The sequence below is a fragment of the Pseudomonas paraeruginosa PA7 genome, from assembly GCF_000017205.1.
GTDB classification, from domain to species: Bacteria; Pseudomonadota; Gammaproteobacteria; order Pseudomonadales; family Pseudomonadaceae; genus Pseudomonas; species Pseudomonas paraeruginosa.
Window position 1 is genome coordinate 3,847,351 of the sequence record NC_009656.1, and the last position, 22,462, is coordinate 3,869,812.

The window sequence follows — 22,462 nt, forward strand, 5'->3', positions numbered from 1 at the left end:
ATGGTCCTGAGCACAAGTCCTTGTCCTTGCGACAACCGCGGAGTCACACGCCATGATTGAGTCCATCCTTCTCCTCGTTCTGCTCGTTGCCCTTGGTTGGCCGTTTGGGCGCTATCTGGCCGCGGTCATGCGCGGCGCGCCGATGCGCAGCGACGTGCTGTTCGGCTGGATCGAGCGGCCGATCTATGCCGCGCTGGGCACACGCCCCCATACGGGCATGAGCTGGCGCGGATATGCCGGAGCCTTCCTGCTGTCCAATCTGCTGCTGGCCATCGTGGTCTGGATCATCTTCATGACCCAGGCCTGGCTGCCGCTCAACCCCGACGGCGTGCCCAACATGAGCTGGGACCTGGCGCTGCATACCATGGTGTCCTTCCTCACGAACACCAATCAGCAGCACTACTCCGGCCAGGCGCAACTGTCCTACCTGTCGCAAATGACCGGTATCGTCGGGCTGCAGGTGGTCACGCCGGTGATGGGGCTGGCGGTGGTTGCCGCCACGCTGCGCGGCCTCTTCGGGGGCCGTCAGGCCATGGAGCATGGCGTGGAAGGTGGCGCCACCGCTCCTGCCGGTGCGATCGATGTCGGCAACTATTGGGCTGATGTGACCCGCGCGACGCTGCGCTTCGTGCTGCCGCTGTGCCTGGTGTGGTCGGCGCTATTGACCTGGCAAGGCGTGCCGGCAACGTTGGCAGCCGGGCCTGTCGCAGCCCCGATAGAGGCCACCGCCGAACTCAAGGAGCAGAAGATCCCGCTCGGCCCCGTCGCTCCGATGGTCGCCATCAAGCAACTGGGCAGCAACGGCGGAGGCTGGTATGGCCCCAACAGTTCCGTACCGCTGGAGAATCCCACGCCCCTGTCGAATTTCCTGGAAACCCTGGCAATCTGCCTGATTCCGGTGAGCGTCATCTTCATGATTGCGCCGTTCACGGGGCGCCGAAAGTTCGGCGCCATGGTGTTCGGCACGATGCTAGCCATGTCCGTGGTTTCCGTGGGCCTTTCACTGTGGTCGGAGGGGCACTCAGGAACGGCTACCGATATCGCCCTGATGGAGGGCAAGGAAGTGCGTCTCGGTGCCGACGCATCCGCCCTGTGGGCTTCGGTGACCACTCAGGTGAACAACGGTTCGGTCAACTCGATGCTGGACTCGGCGGCGCCGCTCACCGGCATGGTGTCGATGGTGAACATGCTGATGAACTCTATCTGGGGCGGCGTAGGCTGCGGGCTGCAGCAGTTCATCGTCTATCTGCTGCTTTCCGTGTTCCTGGCAGGACTGATGACCGGGCGCACGCCGGAACTGTTCGGCCGCAAGATCGAAGGGCCGGAGGTCAAGCTGTTAGCCATCCTGGTGCTCTGGCAGCCGTTGGTCATCCTGGGTTTCACGGCGGTGACGCTTGCGGTGCCCAGCCTCACGGGCACTTCGAACCCAGGGTTCCACGGTATCAGCCAGGTGTTCTATGAGTACGTCTCCGCCTTCGCCAACAACGGCTCAGGTTTCGAGGGGCTGGGCGACGCCACCGTGTGGTGGAACGTCAGCTGCGCCTTCGTTCTGGCTGCGGGACGCTTCCCCGCTCTGGTGATCCCGCTCGCCATCGCCGCGATGCTGGCCGCCAAGCGCCGTGCCCCCGAGGGCTCCGGCACGCTCCACATCGAAACGCCGACCTTCGCACTGACACTGATCGGGATCGTCATCATCCTCACGCTGCTGCAGTTCATGCCGGTGCTGGTTCTGGGCCCCGTGGCCGACCACCTCGCCCTGACGCAACTGCTTGCTCGTTGAAAGGAATTTCCTATGTCTACTGCACATAAAAAAATGCCGATCGACGTGGACCGGGGTCTGAAGCCCGCGCTCGTCGATTCCTTCAAGAAGCTGGCCCCGCACCATGCCATCAAGAACCCGGTGATGGCCGTGGTGTGGCTGGGCACGCTGGTCACCGCCGCGACGACCATCGCTGGCTGGGCCAGCACGGGATTCGGCTGGGCGGTCACCATCATCCTGCTGATCACCGTCCTGTTCGCGAATTTCGCTGAAGCGGTGGCCGAGGCGCGTGGGCGAGGCCAGGCGGCCTCGCTGCGCCGTGCGCGCAAGGACCTCGTGGCGCGCCGCCTCGACAAAACGGACCACGAGACGAGCGTCCCTGCCGCCGATCTTCGGCCGGGCGACCGGGTCGTGGTGGAGGAAGGCCAACTGATCCCTGCCGACGGCGAGATCATCGAGGGCCTCGCCACCATCAACGAAGCGGCGGTCACCGGTGAGTCCGCGCCCGTCCTGCGCGAGGCCGGCACCGACCGCTCAGGTGTGATCGGCGGCACCAAGGTGTTGTCCGATCGCGTCATCGTGCGCATTACGGCCGAACCGGGCAACAGCTTCCTCGACCGCATGATCGCGCTCGTCGAAGGATCGAACCGCCAGAAGACGCCCAACGAGATTGCGCTGGGAATCGTGCTGGCCGTGATGACGTTGACCTTCCTGATCGTGGTTGTCACTCTGCCGTTCATCGGCGGCTTCGTGGATGTCCAGATCAACGTCGTGCTTCTGGTGGCGCTGCTGGTGTGCCTCATTCCAACCACCATCGGCGGTCTGCTTCCGGCCATCGGCATCGCCGGCATGAACCGCGCACTCAGGGCTAACGTGCTGGCCAAATCCGGCAAGGCCGTGGAAGTGGCTGGCGATGTGGACGTGCTGCTGCTGGACAAGACCGGCACCATCACCCACGGAGATCGTCAGGCCACGGCCTTCCATGCACTCGCCGGGGTGGACAGTGCGCAACTGCGCGAGGCGGCGTTGCTGGCCTCTCTGGCCGATCCAACGCCAGAGGGCAAATCCATCGTCAAGCTCGCCCGCGGCAAGAACGAGAGGCTCGACGAACCCGAAGGCGCGCACTTCGTACCGTTCTCCGCGCAGTCGCGTATGTCGGGCGTGGACCTTCCTGGCGAGCGCAGCATCCGCAAGGGCGCAATGGACGCAATCGCACAGCACGTACAGGTTTTGGGTGGCCTGATTCCTACAGAGCTGGAAGCCCGGGTTGCAGGAGTTGCCCGCAAGGGTGCCACGCCACTGGTGGTGAGCGATGGCAAGCACGTCCTAGGTGTCATCGAGCTGTCCGACGTGATCAAGCACGGCATCAAGGAGCGCTTTGCCCGCTTGCGGGCGATGGGCGTCAGAACCGTGATGATCACGGGCGACAACCCGCTCACGGCGGCGAACATCGCCGCAGCGGCCGGCGTCGATGACTACATCGCCGAGGCCCGGCCCGAGGACAAGCTCGCGCGCATTCGCGCCGAGCAGACTGGCGGCCGCCTGGTGGCGATGGTCGGCGACGGCACCAACGATGCGCCGGCGCTTGCCCAGGCCGACGTGGGACTGGCGATGAACTCCGGCACCCAGGCCGCGAAGGAAGCCGGCAACATGGTTGATCTCGACAGTGATCCGGCGAAGCTGCTGGCCGTGGTGGAAATCGGCAAGCAGCAGCTCATCACGCGCGGTGCGCTGACCACGTTCTCCCTGGCCAACGACGTATCCAAGTACTTCGCCATCCTGCCTGCGCTGTTCGCGGCGGCAATCCCGTCGATGGCAGCACTCAATGTGATGAACCTGTCGAGCCCATCCAGTGCGGTTCTGTCGGCGTTGATCTTCAACGCCCTGGTCATCCCGGCGCTCATTCCGCTGGCCCTGCGCGGCGTGCGGTTCAGGCCTGCCAGCGCGACCCACCTGCTGCGCAACAACATGCTGATCTACGGCGTAGGTGGTGTGTTGCTCCCGTTCGTCGCCATCAAGTTGATCGACGTCGTGCTCGCCGCCCTGTTCAACGTTTGAGGAGTCTCCCATGAACATGATCGCACCACTTTCAAACAATGCGCGCAAAGCCGCAGCGACCGACTCCACGGTGGTGGACCGAGGGCTCTGGCGCGGCGCCATCGGGCTGACCGTGCTGTCCTTGGCCGGATTCGGCTTTCTCTATTCGCTCGCCGGCGTCGGAGTCGGGCAGGCGCTGTTTCCGCGAACGGCCAACGGCAGCCTGATCGAGCGCGACGGCAAGGTGATCGGCTCCGAGCTGGTGGCCCAGCCGTTCGCAAGCGACAAGTACTTCCAGCCCCGCCCCTCTGCGGCCGGCTACAACCCCCTGGCCTTGGCCGGCAGCAATCAAGCACGGACCAACCCGGACCTGCGCAAGCGCCTGGAGGGAACACGCGCGGCCGCGGCGCAGCGAGAAGGCGTGGATTCGTCCATGGTTCCGGGGGATTTGTTCACCCAGTCCGGCGGAGGCATCGACCCACATATCAGCCCGCAGGCAGCTGCCATCCAGGTCGATCGCGTCGCGCGCGCCCGTGGGCTCGGACGCAATGTGGTCGAAGGTCTGGTCGCCTGGCACACGGAGAACAAGCAGCTGGGTCTGCTGGGCCAGCCCCGGGTGAATGTGCTCGACCTGAATCTGGCACTGGATGACTTGGCTTCACCGGCCACCCGGGCGCCTGCGGCGAACCAATGAGCACACTTGGCGCCTATCTACAGGCCGAGGATGTTCTCCTCAACCTGCCGGTCGCCGACAAGGGCAGTTGTTTCACGCCGTCGGCGTGCACGTCCAGCGCATCGGTGGCTTGGCACCCCGAGGACGTTTCCTCCGGGCTGATGCGGCGCGAGCAGGCCGGCTCAACGGGGCTGGGCCTGGGCATGGCCGTCCGCACATACTACAGCGGCATCGGCAACACAAATCGCGACAAAGAGTTAAAACAACTGGACTTTGAGGATCGGGCTTTCCATGAGAGCCGAACAGACTGAACAAGCAGATGCCCTGTTGGGCGAACTCGAGCGCCAGACCGCTGGACGGTTGACGGTGTTCCTGGGTGCTGCGCCTGGCGTAGGCAAGACCTACGCCATGCTGGTGCGCGCACGCGAACTTCACCACCAGGGGGTGGATGTCGTCGTCGGCATCGTCGAGACCCATGGCCGTGGCGAGACCCAGACCATGGTCGAAGGATTGTCGTTGCTGCCTCGCAAGAAGGTGGAATACCAGGGCCGTCAGTTGGAGGAAATGGACCTCGATGGCTTGCTGGCGCGCAAACCGGCAATCGCCCTCGTCGATGAACTCGCCCATCGCAACGTCCCTGGAAGCCGCCATGAGCGACGCTGGCAGGATGTGGAGGAATTGCTCGACGCCGGAATCGACGTCTATACGACGGTCAATGTCCAGCACCTAGAAAGCGTGAACGACGTAGTGCATCAGATCACCGGCGTTCGGGTGAGCGAAACGGTGCCCGACGCCGTATTCGAGCGACTGCGCGATATACGCTTGGTCGATCTGCCCGCTCGCGAGCTGATCGAACGCCTGAACCAAGGCAAGGTGTATTTGCCGGAGCAGGCCGCCCAGGCACTGCAGGCGTTCTTCTCGCCCTCGAATCTCACCGCGCTGCGCGAACTGGCGATGCAGACCGTCGCCGAACATGTCGATGCCGATTTGCGCGAGAAGCGCGCGGCTCGTGGGCTCGAAGGCATTTCCATCCAGCGTCATGTACTGATCGCCGTCGACGGCCGGGGACACTCGGAATACCTCGTAAGGGCCGGCGCCAAGATCGCCGAGCGCCGCGGAGCGCCGTGGTCGGTGGTCACGGTGGAGACCGGACGCTCGGCCGATGCCGCCTTGCATACGGACGAGATGGATCGCGCGGCTCCAACGCTCAACAGAATGGCGCGCGACGAACAGCAGCGTTTGATGGAAATCGACAAAGCGTTTGCGTTGGCGCGCAACCTGGGCGGCGAGACGGAAGTGATGCACAACACCGATGTCACCCAGGCCCTGCTCGATGCCGCTGCAGCACGTGGCGCCAAGTCCATCGTGATCGGCCGCACACGGGAGCGGCCCTTCGCCCGCATCTTCAATCGCACGCTGACGCAGCAACTCCTTCTGCGGGGGGCACGCTACGAACTGACCATCATCAGCACACCGCAGGCTCGGCAACGCTCGCTGAGGCTGCCCGACATCACGGGAGAACGCCTCACGTGGCGAGAGGCTTTGTTGATCCTGATGGCCAGCCTCGGAGCCGTCGGTACGGCGGCGCTGGCCGAGCGCACCCTGGGTTTGCAGGATCTATCCATGGTCTTCCTGGTGGCAGTCATTCTGGTCGCTTCGCGCACGCGCATGGCCTCGGCTGTCATTACTGCGACACTGTGTTTCCTCGCCTACAACTTTTTCTTCATTGAGCCGCGGTACACGTTCCTGATTAGTGCCCATCGTGGGGTGGCTACCGTGATGCTGTTTCTTGCAGCGGCCCTGATCGCTGGGCGACTGGCCTCGCGACTGCGCATGCAGGTGGTGGCACTGCGCGCGGCGAACACCCATGCCATGGCCATGCAGAATCTGGGGCGCCGCCTCGCCAAGGCAGCCGATCTCGGGCAGGTCATCACGGCAGGGGCATCTATCCTGCAGTCGACTTTGCATGCTGAGGTGTGGATACGCATCAATGGTGAATCTGGACCCGCAACTTCTGCGGGCCGCCTTGCCGATAAGGATTTGACAGCTGCTGATTGGACGCAACAGCACGACCAAGCCAGTGGACGCTATACCGATACTTTGACCAACTCTGCCTGGTGGTTCCTGCCAGTGTCCTCGGACAAGGACACTCTGGGCGTGGTCGGCCTGAGATTCCCACCGAACATGGGCCGCCTGTCGTTCGAGCAGCGCCGCCTTGCCGAGAGCATGGTGGAAGACATCGGCCAAACAGCTCTGCGCACGCGCTTGGTGTCGGAACTGGAGGTGGCGCGCGTCACAGGAGAGACGGAACGGCTGCGGTCAGCGTTGTTGTCTTCCGTGTCACACGACCTTCGCTCACCACTGTCGTCGATGATCGGTGCAGCGGACAGCCTGGCGCGCTACGGCAAGGACATGGGGCTAGAAGATCAGCAAAGCCTACTGGAAACCATCCACGTGGAAGGCGAGCGCCTCGACCGCTACATCCAGAATCTCCTCGACATGACCCGGCTCGGGCAGCAAGGATTGACGCTGACGCGCGACTGGATCGGTATTGATGAGTTGGTGGGTTCAGCATCCCGGCGCTTGCAGCGGTACGAGCCCGACGCTCGCATTGAGCATGAGATTCCGGCAGAACTGACGCCGATCCACGTTCATCCCGCACTCATCGAGCAGGCTTTGTTCAATGTCATGGAGAACGCAGCGAAGTTCTCGCCACCTGGAGAGCCCGTCCGGGTGCAGGTCCGGCGAACCAATGACGATCAGTTGCAGATTGACGTTTCGGATCGTGGTCCGGGCATTCCAGAGGAAGAACGACGGCGCATCTTCGATATGTTCTACAGCGTCGAACGTGGCGACCGAGGCAAACAGGGAACCGGCCTCGGGTTGACGATCGTCCAAGGTATCGTAGGTGCCCACATGGGCAGCGTCGAGGCGCTGCCTGGCCCGGAAGGCCGCGGAACCACCATCCGCCTGACCTTGCCTTGGGGCGGATACTCCAATCAGGAGGCGAAAGAGAATGATGGGACTTCCCAGTGAATCGAGTCCGGGTGCGCCGGCCGCCCGGGTTCTCGTCGTCGATGACGAACCTCAGATCCGCAAGTTCATCGACATCAGCTTGCGGTCGCAAGGCTACGCAACCCTGCTGGCGGGAACAGGCCGGGAGGGCCTGACGCTGCTGGCCAGCAGAGGGGCCGACCTCGTCGTCCTGGACCTGGGATTGCCGGATATGGACGGGAAGGATGTGCTCAAGGAGCTGCGGCAATGGTCGCGCGTGCCCGTCATCGTGCTGACGGTACGCTCCGGCGAGGACGAAAAGGTGGCCCTGCTGGACGCAGGGGCCAACGACTACGTGACCAAGCCGTTCAGTGTCGAGGAACTGATGGCACGCATTCGCGCATTCCTGCGCACGGTGGCGACAGGGACAGACGATAGTCCGATCTACGACGACGGGATTCTCCGAATCGACCTGGCGCAACGGGAAGTGGCCGTTCATGGAGAAGCCGTCACGTTGAGCCGCAAGGAGTTCTCTCTGCTGGCCTTGCTGGTCAGGCAGCCGGGACGGCTGGTGACGCAGGCACAGATACTGCGGGAGATGTGGGGGCCGACGCACGAGGAAGATACCCACTACCTGCGCATTCTCGTGGGCAAGTTGCGCCACAAGCTGGGGGACGATGCCTCCGCTCCTCGCTACATCGTCACCGAACCTGGGGTTGGGTTGAGATTCGTCTCGGAGGAACAGCATCCGGCCTGACCTGTTCGCCGGGAATTCCCAAAGAGGCATTGCGGGTGCGGCTCACCCCAGGGCCGGCCCACGCTGTCGTCCAATCTCCCAAGACACGCCGCCACCGCGCACCGTCGCGGCGAGCTGCTCCCCAAGCCGCTGTTCGATGGGCTTCCACCGCACGAGGCTGGACCCCTTGGCGTCATCAAGCATCCCATTTCGCCCGCTGGCGAGCATGACGGGGCGCCGGTAGACGCCGGCAACGCGCTGGCCGTCGGCCACGGGGCGATGCTCCAGGCCGGTATCGGCGGCAATGTCCTTCGCGGCCTGCGCCAGTTCCCGAGCCCGCTGCTGCCCAGCAGATTCCGGTGAGGATCACGCGCTGCCCGCGCCGCTCGGCCAGTCCCTGTTCGGCCAGGAAGTCCGCGCGCTGCTGTATCGCCTACTTGGCCTCACTGCTAAAGCCCAGGTCGCCCAAGCCCGAGCCACCGTCGATCAACTGCTGGTCAAGCCAGGTGGCACCGATCACGCGGGCCTGCCGCTCGATGGGCAGGTGCGATTTCAGCTCCACCGTCACGCCACCAAGACGCTGGGCGTCATAGCGGCGGCCCTGCTCGGGCAGATCGTCCGGCACCTTCCATAGTCCCTCGGCCACGCACACCACGATGCCGGCCTGGTGCAGGGCTTCGAGGCGGCGGGTGTGGCCCGCAACGACTTCCAGCGGATCACGCCCGACACGGCCTGACCTAGCTCGACGACCAGGTGAGATCGGTGACCGCGCTAGTCAAGCAACCGGCGTGCCATGGCGTTTACGGCCAGATCAATCGCAGCGCCCTCGCCCTCGCCGTCGCCGTCGCCGATGAACCAGGCTGCCGACAAGCCCGTCCATGCAATGATCCAGCGAAGAAGCCGTTCGGGCTCAAACCCGGTCGTCGCGACCACAATGCTGAGTCGAGCCTCCAGCCTGCCCGGCAGGATCGCAAGCGGGCGACCGGGGTCGCTGAGATCGGGATTCGTGAAGATGTTGGCATAGTCGAAGGTGCGCTCGCCGAGCAGTCCGTGCGGGTCGATGGCCAGCCAGCCGCGGTCGCCGAAGTCGAGCACGTTCTCGTGGTGCAGGTCGCCGTGGAGCGGGCACACCTCGCGCGGCGCCGCCAGAAGTTGGCGCGCTACGCTGGCGGCGGGCGCAAGTGCCGCGTGCTCAGCGGCCAACCGGAAAAGCGGCTGGAACCATTCCTGTAGCGGATGGAGATCGGGCGGCGGTCCGGACCGCGGCGCGTGCAGACGAGCGGCGGTGTCGCAGAGGATCCTGCAAGCCTCGTCGTCCTGGCCGGACCACGCTATCTGTGCAAGGTCCCCGGCCCCGGACGCGCGCTCCATGAGCAGAGCGCCCGCCGCCGAGGCGAAGACTCGGGCGGCGCCCTGCCCGTCCCACCAGGTCAACAGGCGGTAACCGGCCTCTTCATCGGGAATGCGCGCGACCTTCAGCATCGCCGGCATGTCCCCCTGGCGGACGGGAAGTATCCAGCTCGAGTGGGTGGTGAGCAGCTCGCCGTCGCGCAGCAGGCGCCAGCGCTCCATCCACGCAGTGACCTCAGGCGGAAAACGGGAAGACACACTCATGAGATGCCTGCAAGCAATTCGTTCTGTATCAGGCGCAGGAGCGTCCCGTCCGGGTCGACCAAAGCGGCCATCGTGCCTCCCCACTCCTGCAGTTCGGGGGCATGGATGCGCGGATAGCCGCTGCTGGTTTCCTGGATGCCGACGGATTTGCACTGCCGGTAGAACTCCGCGAGGTCGTCCAGCCTCAGGCAGCAGCTGAACCAACTCGCGAGGGGATCGAGCCCGGGGTGGGCGAAGAACTCCAGCATGAGATCCCCGCGCTGGAGGATCATCCAGCCGGCGTCCCGGAAAACGATTCCGAAGCCCAACCTTTCATAGAAGGCGGCGGTGGAATCGAAATCTCGTGATGGCAGGTTGGGCGTCGCTTGGTCGGTCATTTCGAACCCCAGAGTCCCGCTCAGAAGAACTCGTCAAGAAGGCGATAGAAGGCGATGCGCTGCGAATCGGGAGCGGCGATACCGTAAAGCACGAGGAAGCGGTCAGCCCATTCGCCGCCAAGCTCTTCAGCAATATCACGGGTAGCCAACGCTATGTCCTGATAGCGGTCCGCCACACCCAGCCGGCCACAGTCGATGAATCCAGAAAAGCGGCCATTTTCCACCATGATATTCGGCAAGCAGGCATCGCCATGGGTCACGACGAGATCCTCGCCGTCGGGCATGCGCGCCTTGAGCCTGGCGAACAGTTCGGCTGGCGCGAGCCCCTGATGCTCTTCGTCCAGATCATCCTGATCGACAAGACCGGCTTCCATCCGAGTACGTGCTCGCTCGATGCGATGTTTCGCTTGGTGGTCGAATGGGCAGGTAGCCGGATCAAGCGTATGCAGCCGCCGCATTGCATCAGCCATGATGGATACTTTCTCGGCAGGAGCAAGGTGAGATGACAGGAGATCCTGCCCCGGCACTTCGCCCAATAGCAGCCAGTCCCTTCCCGCTTCAGTGACAACGTCGAGCACAGCTGCGCAAGGAACGCCCGTCGTGGCCAGCCACGATAGCCGCGCTGCCTCGTCCTGCAGTTCATTCAGGGCACCGGACAGGTCGGTCTTGACAAAAAGAACCGGGCGCCCCTGCGCTGACAGCCGGAACACGGCGGCATCAGAGCAGCCGATTGTCTGTTGTGCCCAGTCATAGCCGAATAGCCTCTCCACCCAAGCGGCCGGAGAACCTGCGTGCAATCCATCTTGTTCAATCATGCGAAACGATCCTCATCTGGCTCATATATCTTCGGTCAGCGCCGGATGGGCAAAATACCAGGCAACCCGACTGGCGAGGAATCTGATTGCAGGGGGGAAGATATGGTCATTACGTAAATTACTCGCTCAGTCTCTCGCCAAAACAAGAGATCTTGAACCTCCAGGCTTCGCAGTCCCTCGTACAACCGGAGACAACATCCAAGCGATAGCGCGGCTCGGTTTGAGGGCATGCAGGCGGTGGACCAAACGCAAGTTCACCAGCCTGACATGCATCTCCGCATTCTCTTATTGGCAGGACGCTGATCATTGTCACGATCCTTGAAACGCTCAACCACGTAATGCTCAAAATTTTGGTGGTTCCTTCGGCGGATTGTATGGCGTTGCACCGTCGCCATAGAACCGCTTGCGTGTGGCTTCGGCGACCCGGTTGCACAACACGTCGCCCAGCCTGGGGCGATCGGTCTTGCACTGCTGGCGCAGTTCCTTGAGTCGTTCAGGGTTGGCGGCCAGTTCCTCCACCGTCGGAATATTCGCCTCCGAAATGTTGGCCTTCTGAGGCGCCTCGGACTGGCCGCAGGCAGTCATCGCGGCGAACAGTAAAAGCGGGATGATTCTTTTCATGGCGCAGGTGCATCCGGGGAATCAGGGCAATGCTTGGGAGCTTCCGGCGATTCGATGGCCTGCACGCGCTCGATGAAGCGCGCCAGCTCATTGGACGGATCGCCCTCAAGGCGCAGCAAGTAGGTCGTCAACGGCGGCACACGCGATGCTAGTGGCCGGGCCACCACGCCCGGCTCGCGGCTGGCGGCAATGTGCGCCTCACCAGTCAGGCCCAGCGCGAAACCTGCGGAGACCAGCGCCATCATCAGATCGCAGGAGGCCACCCGCTCGGCAATCAATGGCTCCATGTCTGTCCGGCGCAGCACCCGTTCGACGTGCTTGGCAAGACCCTCGCATACCTGTGGGTCGCACAGCACCAGCGGGTAGCGCAGCAGTTCATCCAAAGGGATGCGTTTGTGGGCCAGTAACGGATGCCGCGCGGGCACCGCCACCATGAGCGCATCGCTCCATGCGGGCGTGGTGACGATGCCGTCGCCCACTTCATCGGACTGCGCAAACCCCACGTCGTACAGATCGTCATGTAGACCTTTGATCTGCTGAGACAATGGCACCTCGAAGAACCGGAGTTCAACTTCGGGTTCTTCTTGGCGGCACAGCGCCAGCAAGGCAGGTAGCCGCGACGGCGTGATGCCGTCGGACAAGGCGATACGCAACTGGCCGTGGAAGCCGTTGGCGGCCGCCTTCACGCTGTCGCGCGCCTGCTGCAAGGCGGCGAAGACGCGCGGCACATGATCCAGGAACAGCTTGCCCGCACGGGTCAGGCGCGTGCTTCGCGTGGTACGGGCAAACAGCACCACGCCCAGTTCTTCTTCTAGCTCCTTGATGGCACGCGACAGCGGTGACTGCTCGATGTGCAGCCGCTCGGCCGCACGGGCGAAGTGAAGTTCTTCGGCGACCGCAAAGAAGCAGCGCAAGTGGCGTAGTTCCATAGGCTAAGCGTTTCTACGATCCAGATGGAAAAGGTTCCATCCGAGATTCATCCCCGCCACGGCAGCCAGGATGGCGACGGCCCCGACGATCTGCATCGCGCCCAGCAGGTGGTCGAATGCCCAGGCATCGACCACGATGGCGACGATCGGATAGACGAACGAAAGCACCCCCACCAGCGCGGTCGATATCTTCTGGATCGCGCCGTACAGCAGTGTGGACATCAGGCCGGTGTGGATGAAGCCGATGGCCAGCAGGAGGCCCCAGGCATGGGGCGAGGATGCGCCATCGGGCCAGAGGGCAAACGGCGCCAGAAGCACGCTGCCCACGATCATCTGAATCACGACGATCACGTGCGGTGGAACGCCCTTGAGACTCTTGGTGATGGCCGCGGCGATGGCATAGAAGAACGCGGCCGCCAGTGCCAAGCCGATGCCGGCCAGGTAACCCGGAGCGTGCGAGCCGGCCTGCTGGCCGCCGATGACGATCAGCACGACGCCACCGAAGGCCACACCCAACCATCCGAGCTTGTTCGCCGTCAGCTTTTCGCCGAAGAACAGCGCCCCCAACGCCACCAGCATGAAGGGCTGAGTGTGGTAGGTCACGGTGGCGACAGAGATGGAGGCGTGCGAGTAGGCGGTGAACAGCAAGACCCAGTTGGCGATCAAGGCCACGCCGCCCAGCGCAGCCAGTCCCGCCTGCCTGGCGTCGAGTACGCCCCGGCGCAGCAGGCCCAGGCCAGCGCAGGCCAACAGCATGGCAACCGCCCCGAATGCACAGCGCCAGAACACGACGGAAGCGGCCGGCATCCGTGTTTCGAGCACGAACCAGCCGACCGTGCCGGATATGACCGTTTGACATGAGGGGCGGCCAAGGGCGCCAGCCCTTGGACGTCCCCCTCGATGGAAGGGTTAGGCATCACTGCGTGTTCGCTCGAATGCCTGGCGTGTTTGAACCATGTACACGGCTGGACCATCTGGGGTGGTTACGGTACCTTGCCTCTCAAACCCCGCTTTCTCGTAGCATCGGATCGCTCGCAAGTTGCTCGGCGACGGGTCCGTTTGGATCTTGGTGACCTCGGGATCATTGAACAGCAACTCAACCAGAGCTCGAACCAGCTTGGTTCCCAAGCCTTTGCCCAGTTGTGATGCATTCGCCAGTGACTGGTCTATTCCGCGTACTCCTGGATCGGTTTCTTCTTCCCACCATCCGTCCCCGCTTCCAAGAGCAACGTACGACTGGGCATACCCAATCGGCTCTCCATTCAGCATTGCAATGTATGGAGTGACGGACTCTTGCGCTAAAACGCTTGGCAAGTACTGTTCCTGTACGTCAGCAAGTGTCGGGCGTGCTTCTTCTCCGCCCCACCACTCGACGATATGAGATCGATTTAGCCACTCATAGAGCATCGCAAGGTCATGCTCAGTCATGAGGCGCAGTGTGACGGAATCGGTGCTGTTGGTCACGATGCTGTACTTTGTGATGCCTAACATCGCCGTGGTCATCTCCATGATTCCCCGAGTTTTGGTGTTCATTGGCGGTGAAGAAAAATCAAATCGATCGACGAATAGAACAATTGACCGATATGATGATCAGAAGCATATCGTTCGTCAAGTCGAACGATCGTTTGTTCTGAAGAACACAATGACGCCCCCTTCCCAAACCTCCCCGCCCTCGCCAATCGGCCTGCTGGCGGCGTCAATCAAACGTGAACGAGAGCGTTTGGGCCTTTCCATTTCCGAGTTGGCCAAGCGGGCCGGCATCGCCAAGTCCACGCTGTCGCAGCTTGAAGCGGGTGTCGGCAACCCGAGCTTGGAAACGCTCTGGGCCTTGGCTATGGCGCTGGACGTCCAGGTGACCCGGTTGATCGCCCAACCGAGAAGCCGCGTTCAGGTCATCCGCGCCGATGAAGGGGCCACCGTGGCTTCGGAACAGGCCCACTACGCGGCCACCCTGCTGGCGGTCTGCCCGGCCGGCGTTCAGCGTGATCTCTACCGGCTCGTGGTCGAGCCTGGAGCGCCACGGCTGTCCGATCCGCATCTCCCGGGAACGCTCGAACATGTCGTCATTTGTCACGGACGTGCCAGGTTGGGGCCGGTCGGGCACCCGGTAGAGCTGTCCGCAGGCGACTATGCGAGCTATTCGGCTGACGAGGCCCACATGTTCGAGGCGCTCGAAGCCAGAACCACCGCCGTCATGTTGATCGAGCACACGTGATGCCCGACAGCCGATCCCGTGCGGCTAACTGAATAAATGAGGTTCAGGAAATGGCCGACCCTCTCTGTCGTCCCACCTCCCACGACACCCCGCCGCCGCGCACCGCTGCGGCGATCTGCTGCCCCAGCCGTTGTTCGATCACCGGCCTCCACGGCACCAGGCTGAAACCCATGCCGTCATCGAGCATGGCGTAGCGTCCGCTGGCGAGCATGACAGAGCGCCGGTAGATGCCGGCCACGCGCTGCCCATCGGCCACCGGGCGATGTTCCAGGCCGGTTTCGGCAGCAATGTCCTTCGCAGCCTGCGCCAGTTCCCGGTTGCGCAACGTGCCCAGCAGGTTGCGCGCCAGGATCACGCGCTGCCCGCGACGCTCTGCCAATCCCTGTTCCGCCAGGAAGTCGGCGCGCTGCTGCATCGCCTGCTTGGCCTCGCCACCAAAGCCCAGGTCGCCCAGGCCCGAGCCGCCGCCGATCAACTGCTGGTCGAGCCAGGTGGCCCCGATCACGCGGGCCTGCCGCTCGATGGGTAGGTGCGATTTAAGTTCCACGGCCACGCCACCTAGGCGCTGCGCGTCGTAGCGGCGGCCCTGTTCGGCCAGGTCGTCCGGCACCTTCCATAGCCCTTCGGCCACACGCTCCACAATGCCGGCACGGCGCAGGGCTTCGAGGCGGCGGATGTGGACTACGACGACCTCCTGCGGATCGCGGCCCGGTACGGCCTGACCCTGCGCGATGGCGAGGTGGTGGTCGGTGCGGTACAGGCCATCGCTCGCCAGCGCGGCGATGTTGCGGTCGGCCGCACGCACGTCGGCCGATCCCTTCACCTCCACCACGGCGCCGGTCGGATAGTTCGCCAGCTCGTCGCGGGCGTTGAGCGCAACGTAGTGGGCTTTGCCGTCCACCCCGTTGATGACCAGATAGCCTCGGTCGCGTAGCTCGTCGGCCAGCCCCTTCGCGGCCACGCGGCCGAGGATGGTTCGGCCATCGTCGCCCGGCTCGAACACCGCCAGTTCGCGCGGCTCGCCGCGCATGGCCCGCTGCATGGTGCGGATGATGTCGCCACGCTCGCCCAGGGCGCGCAGGGTCTTTTCCGCGTCGGCATGGACGGCCCAGGTGCCGGGCTGCATTTCGTCGGCCAGGCCCAGGCGCTGCAAGCGTTGTAGGCGGCCGATCAGCAACAGGCGCTGGCGTTGCAGCCGCGGTTTGTTGAAGCGTTCGATCTGCACCCAGCCATCCTCGCCGGCCTCGCGTTGCAGGGTGCGATCCAGGCTCGTCCATCGCTCCTGTTCCACCTCGCGCTGCAAGGTCTGCTGGATCTCCAGCTCGGTGCGTGGCCCTAGCCATTCGGTCGCCAGTTCGGCGGCGCGATGGCGGAAACCGTGCGCGATGTAGTCGCCCGCGATGATGAGGTCTTTGCCGGTGTCGTCGCGCCCGCGCACGACGATGTGCGTGTGCGGGTTGTCGGTATTCCAGTGGTTGACCGCCACCCAATCGAGGCCCGTGCCCAGGTCGGCCTCCATGCGGCCCATGAGGTGCCGCGTGTAGGTGCGCAGGTCTTCGAGTTCCGCGCCATCCTCGGGCGAGAGGATGAAGCGGAAATGGTGTCGGTCGTCGGCACAGCGTTCCTTGAAGACGTCGAGGTCGGCCGCATCGGTCTGCGGCCCGTAGGATTGGCCCGGCTCGCCATCGCGGCCCACGCCATCGCGCTCGATGTAGCGCAGGTGCTTGGCGAGCGACTGCGGGCTGGCCTGGCGCTGGTTGACCAGCAGCGTCTTGATGGTCACGCGCCGCGACATGGGCGTGAGCTTCGCCCCCGCGAAGCGCGCCGCCGTATGGCCCCGCCCGAGGCGCGAGCCGGGCCGCTGGCCGGTGCCACGCGCCGACGCCGGACGGCGCACCGAGGACTTGCCTCCGCTGGCCTTGCCCGCCTGCTTGAGCACCTTGGAGACGAAGCCCTGGCCCCGGTTCTTCGGGGCACTGGGGCGGATGCGGAAATCGTCGTCGCGGCGGTCGGTCATGGTTATGCCCTCTGCAAGCTCCGGCGTGTCTGGTCGTGCAAAGCACGCGGACATGCCTGCATTGGCGCGGGCCTCGCGCCACAAGCGGCACGGCGGCAAAACCGTTCCGTGCCGCGCAACCCCCATGTGCAGACTGGCTTTCGACGCGGCCCGGTGCCGCGTCCTTTTGTCTTGCCTTCCGCCTTTGCCTTCCGCTGTCGCTCCAGGCACCGGCGGCCCGGCGGCGCTGCTGCGTGAGCAGCCAGCGCGCCGGCGAACGCGGCGATGGCCGTAGGCCGGGCGCGTTCGAGGCAAGACGCCTGCACGTTGGACGGCTGCGCCGGATGCAGCGCGACGTGCGGTGCGAATGCACCGGCACGGCAGGTGCGGCGACACGGAAGCAGCCAGCAGAACGACATGCCCGATGGCACGTCAGAGCGCAGCGAGTCGGCGGCCATCATGGGCGTGTCACCAGCCACACCGGATGCGCAACGCCGATCACGGCGGATGTGCTCACCGGGCCGAAATAGCGGCTGTCGAACGATGCCGGATTCGTCACGCTCAACAGGAACAGTTCGCCCGGTTCAAGGCGGCGGCAAAGCTGTAAGGATGGCAGCTCCCGGCCCAGCCGGTCGGCAGGCAGCACGGTGGCCGAAGGCACGCCGTCGATGCGTACCTGACCGGCGACGATGCAGACGTGTTGCGGCGCGACCGCGCCCACACGTTTGAGCAGCGGAACGCGCGTCGGCAGGTAGCCGCGCTGCGCAGCGAGCCCGGCGGCCGTGGCCGGAAGCGGCACCAGCACGATGCTGTCCACGGACAACGGACGTGGCAGCGAGGCGGTGCGCGGGTTGAACGGGTCGATGCGATACCAGCCGACCGCCACGCTGTCGGACGGGTTGTAGGTCAGACGCGGCAGCGGCGACACGAAAGCCGCCCAGGCCAGCGCAGCGAAGCCGATGGCGGCCAGTGTCGCCACGACGATGCGAGCGCGCAAACGTGAACGCGGGTGCGAGCGAGGACGTGGCGCAACGGCAGGCGCGTTGGCGGTGGTGGTTGGGGCGGTCATGGCAACACCTTCCCGGCCAGCCAGGCGGCGTGCCGCTCGGCGGTGTATTCGGGCAGCGCAAGGCGAGCCGCCAGACGGTTGCCCAGCGTGCGCCAGTACGCGGGCGACACGTCGATGGCGGCGATACCCAGCGCCTCGATGCCGTCGATGCGCTCCAGCACGGCGCGCACGTTGGCATCGCCTTCGGCGTGCAGCAGCAGGCGCGCGCCCGGCTGCACGCCGGGGATGCGCTGTGCCGCGTCCAGCGGCGGGCAAGCCTGCATCACCATGAGCTGCCAGCGGATCGTGCCGTAGTCGTTGGCCTGCCAGCGGATGCGGCAGAGCATCGCGCCCGGCAGGAACACCGCGCAGCGCCGCCAGTCGTCCAGGCGCAGCGTGCGCGCAGGTTCGCCGAAGCGCAGGTAGAGTTTGAAGCGATGTTCGAGGTAGGCCAGCGAAACGCGGGTCAGCGGCACGTTGCCGGCCTGACCGGCGAGTATCGCGGGATGCAGCGGCGGTGCAGCCGTGGCCGCGCCAGCGGCGGGCGAAGCGGATGCGGTCATGGTGTGTTCTCCCTGCGGTGTTCTGGAAACTCCCGCTCCAGCAGGCTGCGCAGCAGATCGGCCACAGTCACGCCTTGCGTGAAGGCCGACACCTTGATGCGCGCCCGCATGGCGGGCGTGATGTCGAGCGTGAGGCGGGCCGTGTAGAGGTCGCCTTTGCCAAGCGCATCGGCGTCGCCCTGGCGAATCCACGCCTCGGCGTGTGGATTCGCGGGCGGACGTGCGCCGATGCCGACGCGCTTGCCCGTGCGTTTGCTGTTGGGTGGCTGCTTGGTTGTCATGTGGGCCACCGCAGCAGTTCGTCCACCAGGGCGGTGATTTCGCGGGCGGCGGCGCTGTCGGGCGCTGTCTCGCGTGCGAGCCGGCCAGCGGCCACGCTGTCGGCGAACACGATGCGCTGATGCACTTCCGAGCGCAGCGCGGGCAGCGGCTGTTCGGCCAGCGATTGCCGCGCCTCGCGGCCGATGATGGTGGTGCTGACGCGCCGGTTTATGACGAAGGCCGCGCGCAGCGCAGGCCGGAACACCTGCGCCTCGCGGATCAGCGCCACCATCTCGGCGCTGGCCCACAGGTCGTAGGGGCTGGGCTGCACCGGGATCAGCACGCGCTCGGCCGCCAGCAGCGCGGAGCGCGCCAGGGCCGCGATGCGCGGCGGGCCGTCGATGATGACGTGATCGGCGCGGCGGGCCAGCTCCGGCGCTTCCTGATGCAGCGTCTCGCGGGCAAGGCCCACGGCGCTGAACAGCCGTGGCAAGCCTTGCTGGCTTCTGCGCTGCGTCCAGTCCAGCGAGGAACCCTGCGGGTCGGCATCGAGCAGGACGACATGCTGGCCGCGCAGCGCCAGTTCGCCCGCGATGTGCGTGGCGAGCGTCGTCTTGCCGACACCGCCTTTCTGGTTGAGCAGAGCGAGGATCATGGCGCGGCCCTCCGTGTTGGAAAGCCGGTCTTTCGCTCCTGCGTTTGGTGCCGTTGGGTGGTTGTCCACCGAAACGGCGCGCTTCTACTAAAAGTTATGTATTTCTTGTTAGGTAAGTTAGAGGGGACGCAAACCCGCGCCGTTATTGGCTTTCCGGCGTTTTCGTACTCCTGATAGCACGATAGGCGTACTCCTGATAGCACGATACCCGGTACTCCTGATAGCACGAGGCTATTCACACCTTTTCCCGCAGTTATCCCCGTGCCGTGTGCAGCACGGGCCGGAACGTCAGCAGCTCCGTTCCGTCGTCCGGTATCCGCTCGATGCCCAGGACGTAGCCGGGCAGCGACTGCCGCACCACCAGAGCGCGCAGGTCGTAGGCGAAGTCGGAGAAGCGCGCCGCGCTGCCCGACTTGCGGTGCAGGTGCCGGAAATCGAATTGCCAGCCGTCCGGCTGCTTGCCGCCGTGCTTGCGCACCAGGCGGTACAGCCAGCGTTCGATGCCGCCCTTCAAGCGGAAATAGGCCGGGTCGATGGTCAGCACCAGCGCGGCATCGAGCACGCCGGCATAGAACCAGTCCGGCAGGATCAGTTCGATGCCCAACGGCGTGCCGCTGGCGTCGGCCAACTCGCGCCATTCGTTGATCCACGAGAAACGGTGCAGCCGCCGGCCGGTCGTCTCGCGGATGGACGTGGCAATGCTGGTCGATTGCAGCCGGTCGAGCGCGGCTTTCAGCCGCAGGTAGTCGTTGAGGGACGTGCCGCGCCCGATGAAGCGCAGGATCTCGTAGGGCGTGGCGCGTATCCAGCGCGAGGGGCGGATGCCCGCATCGCGCGCCTCCACGATCTGCGAGGCGGCCCATATCAACACGTCGGCATCCCATATCGTTGCGATGCCATGCTCGGCCGTGCCTTCCACGCGGATGGTGATGCCGCCGGCGCGGAAGTCGATCGGCGCCGTGCGCCGCGACTTCGCCAACGAGAAGAACGGAAAGGCCATCAAGTCCTGGCTGTCGCGGGGTGCCATGTCGCCCGGCAGCGCGCGGAACAGGTCGAGCTGTTCGCGCTGCGGCAAGGCTTGCCCTGGCGGGCTGGACATGGCGACGGCCACCCACGCGCCAGCGATCAGCGGCCATCACGGTAGTCGCCCGCGTGGCGTTCGGCATATTCCGGGTCGGAAGTCGCCTCGTAGCTGCGTTGGTCGGCCCAGGCATCGAGGTCGGACACCGCGTACATGACACGGCGGCCGAACTTACGGAACTTCGGGCCGCCGCCGATCACGCGCTGTTTCTCCAGCGTGCGCGGCGAGAGGCGCAGGTACTCGGCGGCTTCGTCGTTAGTCAGGTAGCGTTGGGGCTGCGCAGGCGCAGCGACAGCAGCGGCGGCAGGCCGCAAGGGAGCGGGTCGCATGGGATGTACCTCCATCAAGCCCGGCCACACCACGCGGCCGGATAGAGGCACTTTCAAGAAAGCGAGGCTGCTTGCTAAGGGACGATCTGCGGGGGACGCGAAACGTCCCCCCTACTGCAACGGCAGCAGCGGAAGCTGTGCCAGGCGGCGATAGCCGCCGCGCATCAGCGCCTCGCCACGCCGCACCAGCCGGCGCACGCGGGCGCGCAAGGCGCTGTCCTTGTGCCAGTCGGCCGCGACGGCATCCGCGCCGAACAGCCCTTCGGCGACTTCGCGCAAGGACGCGCCCGCCAGGGTCGCATCGAGAGCCTGCAAGGTGTGCAGTTCCAGCACCGCGGCCGTCGTGGGCCGGGAACGGGCCGCCGCCGCAGGCGCGGCAACCGTTGCCACGGCCAGGGCGTCCAGCTCGGCCGCGAGCGTGCGATAGCGCGCGCACGGCGTGGCGCAGGCCCGAGTGGCGTAAAGGTAGGCCATGCCGTCCTCCAGGCCCGGCGCAAGCGCGAGCCGCAGGCAGCAGCCTGGCCAGTGCGACACCAGCACCAGGCGCTTGCCATCGTGGATCAGTTGCTTGCGCCCAGGCACGCGCCAGAACTCGAAGGCATGGGCCTCGGGCGGTGGGTCGGCATCCGGGTAAAGTTGTACCACGGCGTCGTGATCGGGGAACCAGGCCGGATGCGCGTCGCGCGCATCCAAGGCTGGATCTTCCAGCAGGCGCAGACCCCATGCCTGCGCTGCGTCCGGCCGTCGGCGACGGCGCAGCCAGTCGCGGCGGTAGTCGGGATTTCGGCGCAGGTATTCCCAGGCCAGCGCGGGGGCGTCGAGGTGCAGCGTGTAGAGATACGCGGCAGTCGGATACCAGTGTGCGGCGCTCGAATCAGCCATGACGCAACCTCCTGTCGATCAGCAGGAACGTCGCCACGGATTCCGCCGTGCGGGAGCTATCGAATCGCCATCAGGTCGTCATCAAAAACGGTTAAGCTGTAACTGTCGGTGTCAAGACCATTTGGCTCCTGCGTGTTGCGGAAATCGTCTGAATGCGACGGCTGCACCGCCAGAAAAATGACGAGCAACATGGGAACCGTGCTGCAATCCGCGCCGTCGATCATGACTATTTGCAGCAGAGCGGCACTGCATTGGCGCAAGAATGCGGATTCAGACCTGCACGGTCTTGACCAAGACTGAAATAGTCACAATGCGCCCCGGCTGGCTAGGTCGCGCTGGTTTTCATCAGTCCGTGATCGCGCCGTTCTCCTGCGCCAGCCGGACATACTCCGATAACGGACGCACCGCCTGGAAATACCGATCCCGCCGCACCGGCAGCTTGCGCGGCCCGACGATGCCCGCCAGGTCGGACAGCTTGACCGTCCCGAGCGCAGGCATCCCGATACTGAGGTCGATCAGGCCGTAGGCCGTGTCGCCATCCGCAGGATCGAGCGACACCAGCAGCCAGGTCACATGCGCGTCCGGCGTGAACAGACGCACCACGGGCAGCGGGTCGAGCCGCTGACCAGCGGCGAGCGCCGCGCCGTGGGCCAGCAACCGGGCGCGTTCATCAGCGGTGACAAGCGGCAGGGTCATGGGCAGCCTCTCCACGAAACCGATGATGCGCGGATGCGCTTTGGTGCCGAAGCGCAGAACCGCCGAAACGCATCCGTGCATTCGTGTGAAAGCACGGATGCACAAGCCATCGCATCCGTAGAAGCACGCAAGCGCAGAAGCGGAATTGTAGGAAGCCGGAAAGACACGGATGCGATTCCCC

General features: G+C 65.0%; 24 protein-coding genes and 1 pseudogene. 7 read left to right on the forward strand and 18 right to left on the reverse strand.

What is annotated here, in order from left to right:
• The first annotated feature begins 52 nt into the window (after positions 1-52).
• Genes kdpA through PSPA7_RS17665 form a run of 6 tightly spaced genes read left to right on the forward strand, consistent with a single transcriptional unit; the run spans position 53 to position 8,220 of the window.
• Positions 53-1,780, forward strand: a complete 1,728-nt coding sequence (gene kdpA / locus PSPA7_RS17640; protein WP_012076313.1) for a potassium-transporting ATPase subunit KdpA — start codon at positions 53-55, stop codon at positions 1,778-1,780.
• 33 nt (positions 1,781-1,813) lie between these two features.
• Positions 1,814-3,817, forward strand: coding sequence for a potassium-transporting ATPase subunit KdpB (kdpB, locus tag PSPA7_RS17645; protein WP_425600528.1), 2,004 nt, complete (start codon positions 1,814-1,816; stop codon positions 3,815-3,817).
• A 10-nt stretch (positions 3,818-3,827) separates the two neighbouring features.
• Positions 3,828-4,490, forward strand: a complete 663-nt coding sequence (kdpC, locus tag PSPA7_RS17650; RefSeq protein ID WP_012076315.1) for a potassium-transporting ATPase subunit KdpC — start codon at positions 3,828-3,830, stop codon at positions 4,488-4,490.
• Complete coding sequence (locus PSPA7_RS17655; protein ID WP_012076316.1) at positions 4,487-4,780, forward strand: PTS nitrogen regulatory subunit IIA; 294 nt, start codon at positions 4,487-4,489, stop codon at positions 4,778-4,780. Before kdpC ends, PSPA7_RS17655 begins: the two co-directional genes overlap by 4 nt.
• Positions 4,761-7,505, forward strand: a complete 2,745-nt coding sequence (locus PSPA7_RS17660; RefSeq protein ID WP_012076317.1) for an ATP-binding protein — start codon at positions 4,761-4,763, stop codon at positions 7,503-7,505. Before PSPA7_RS17655 ends, PSPA7_RS17660 begins: the two co-directional genes overlap by 20 nt.
• On the forward strand, positions 7,486-8,220 hold the full coding sequence (locus tag PSPA7_RS17665; RefSeq protein ID WP_012076318.1) for a response regulator: 735 nt from the start codon (positions 7,486-7,488) through the stop codon (positions 8,218-8,220). The genes PSPA7_RS17660 and PSPA7_RS17665 overlap by 20 nt, the downstream gene beginning before the upstream one ends.
• A gap of 42 nt (positions 8,221-8,262) precedes the next feature.
• On the opposite strand, the pseudogene PSPA7_RS31255 reads toward PSPA7_RS17665, so the two are convergent.
• From PSPA7_RS31255 to aac(6')-Ib, 8 genes and pseudogenes are all read right to left on the reverse strand, one after another.
• Positions 8,263-8,955, reverse strand: a pseudogene (locus tag PSPA7_RS31255) (DUF3363 domain-containing protein); the annotation flags it as partial.
• A 15-nt stretch (positions 8,956-8,970) separates the two neighbouring features.
• Positions 8,971-9,771 (reverse strand): aminoglycoside O-phosphotransferase APH(6)-Ic, encoded by an 801-nt coding sequence (gene aph(6)-Ic, locus PSPA7_RS17680; RefSeq protein WP_011666520.1) that lies wholly within the window; start codon positions 9,769-9,771, stop codon positions 8,971-8,973.
• Between the two features lie 38 nt (positions 9,772-9,809).
• The gene (locus PSPA7_RS17685; protein WP_000131935.1) at positions 9,810-10,190 is read right to left on the reverse strand and encodes a bleomycin binding protein BLMT; all 381 of its coding nucleotides are present in this window, start codon (positions 10,188-10,190) and stop codon (positions 9,810-9,812) included.
• Positions 10,191-10,210: 20 nt separating this feature from the next.
• Positions 10,211-11,005 carry an aminoglycoside O-phosphotransferase APH(3')-IIa gene (locus tag PSPA7_RS17690; RefSeq protein WP_000572405.1) on the reverse strand — a complete coding sequence of 265 codons (795 nt, stop codon included), beginning with the start codon at positions 11,003-11,005 and terminating at the stop codon, positions 10,211-10,213.
• Positions 11,006-11,347: 342 nt separating this feature from the next.
• Positions 11,348-11,626 carry an EexN family lipoprotein gene (locus tag PSPA7_RS17695; protein WP_012076320.1) on the reverse strand — a complete coding sequence of 93 codons (279 nt, stop codon included), beginning with the start codon at positions 11,624-11,626 and terminating at the stop codon, positions 11,348-11,350.
• Positions 11,623-12,555 (reverse strand): LysR family transcriptional regulator, encoded by a 933-nt coding sequence (locus PSPA7_RS17700; protein ID WP_012076321.1) that lies wholly within the window; start codon positions 12,553-12,555, stop codon positions 11,623-11,625. Before PSPA7_RS17700 ends, PSPA7_RS17695 begins: the two co-directional genes overlap by 4 nt.
• Positions 12,556-12,558: 3 nt before the next feature.
• Entirely contained in the window at positions 12,559-13,377 is an 819-nt protein-coding gene (locus PSPA7_RS17705; RefSeq protein WP_012076322.1) for a DMT family transporter, read from the reverse strand.
• 87 nt (positions 13,378-13,464) lie between these two features.
• Positions 13,465-14,019 (reverse strand): AAC(6')-Ib family aminoglycoside 6'-N-acetyltransferase, encoded by a 555-nt coding sequence (gene aac(6')-Ib, locus PSPA7_RS17710; RefSeq protein WP_012695458.1) that lies wholly within the window; start codon positions 14,017-14,019, stop codon positions 13,465-13,467.
• A gap of 1 nt (position 14,020) precedes the next feature.
• Here aac(6')-Ib and PSPA7_RS17715 point away from each other — a divergent pair, with 1 nt between their 5' ends.
• Complete coding sequence (locus PSPA7_RS17715) at positions 14,021-14,770, forward strand: helix-turn-helix domain-containing protein (protein WP_228380096.1); 750 nt, start codon at positions 14,021-14,023, stop codon at positions 14,768-14,770.
• Between the two features lie 43 nt (positions 14,771-14,813).
• Here PSPA7_RS17715 and PSPA7_RS17720 read toward each other — a convergent pair whose 3' ends face one another.
• The 10 genes from PSPA7_RS17720 to PSPA7_RS17760 form a co-directional block, all read right to left on the reverse strand.
• The gene (locus PSPA7_RS17720) at positions 14,814-16,787 is read right to left on the reverse strand and encodes a relaxase/mobilization nuclease domain-containing protein (RefSeq protein WP_012076324.1); all 1,974 of its coding nucleotides are present in this window, start codon (positions 16,785-16,787) and stop codon (positions 14,814-14,816) included.
• A 436-nt stretch (positions 16,788-17,223) separates the two neighbouring features.
• Positions 17,224-17,835 carry a S26 family signal peptidase gene (locus tag PSPA7_RS17725; RefSeq protein ID WP_006473307.1) on the reverse strand — a complete coding sequence of 204 codons (612 nt, stop codon included), beginning with the start codon at positions 17,833-17,835 and terminating at the stop codon, positions 17,224-17,226.
• A complete protein-coding gene (locus tag PSPA7_RS17730) occupies positions 17,832-18,377 on the reverse strand; it encodes a DUF2840 domain-containing protein (RefSeq protein WP_006473306.1) in 546 nt (181 codons plus the stop codon). Before PSPA7_RS17730 ends, PSPA7_RS17725 begins: the two co-directional genes overlap by 4 nt.
• Positions 18,374-18,658, reverse strand: coding sequence for a hypothetical protein (locus tag PSPA7_RS17735; protein WP_006473305.1), 285 nt, complete (start codon positions 18,656-18,658; stop codon positions 18,374-18,376). Before PSPA7_RS17735 ends, PSPA7_RS17730 begins: the two co-directional genes overlap by 4 nt.
• Positions 18,655-19,293, reverse strand: a complete 639-nt coding sequence (parA, locus tag PSPA7_RS17740; RefSeq protein WP_006473304.1) for a ParA family partition ATPase — start codon at positions 19,291-19,293, stop codon at positions 18,655-18,657. Before parA ends, PSPA7_RS17735 begins: the two co-directional genes overlap by 4 nt.
• Positions 19,294-19,546: 253 nt before the next feature.
• Complete coding sequence (locus PSPA7_RS17745) at positions 19,547-20,392, reverse strand: replication initiator protein A (protein ID WP_006473303.1); 846 nt, start codon at positions 20,390-20,392, stop codon at positions 19,547-19,549.
• A gap of 26 nt (positions 20,393-20,418) precedes the next feature.
• Positions 20,419-20,688, reverse strand: a complete 270-nt coding sequence (locus PSPA7_RS17750) for a helix-turn-helix transcriptional regulator (RefSeq protein WP_425313408.1) — start codon at positions 20,686-20,688, stop codon at positions 20,419-20,421.
• Between the two features lie 126 nt (positions 20,689-20,814).
• Positions 20,815-21,585 carry a DUF2285 domain-containing protein gene (locus PSPA7_RS17755; RefSeq protein ID WP_006473302.1) on the reverse strand — a complete coding sequence of 257 codons (771 nt, stop codon included), beginning with the start codon at positions 21,583-21,585 and terminating at the stop codon, positions 20,815-20,817.
• A 56-nt stretch (positions 21,586-21,641) separates the two neighbouring features.
• Positions 21,642-21,809: a hypothetical protein gene (locus PSPA7_RS32490; RefSeq protein ID WP_006473301.1), complete on the reverse strand. Its 168-nt coding sequence runs from the start codon at positions 21,807-21,809 to the stop codon at positions 21,642-21,644.
• Positions 21,810-21,930: 121 nt separating this feature from the next.
• Complete coding sequence (locus PSPA7_RS17760; RefSeq protein WP_012076328.1) at positions 21,931-22,281, reverse strand: DUF2958 domain-containing protein; 351 nt, start codon at positions 22,279-22,281, stop codon at positions 21,931-21,933.
• Positions 22,282-22,462 lie beyond the last annotated feature (181 nt).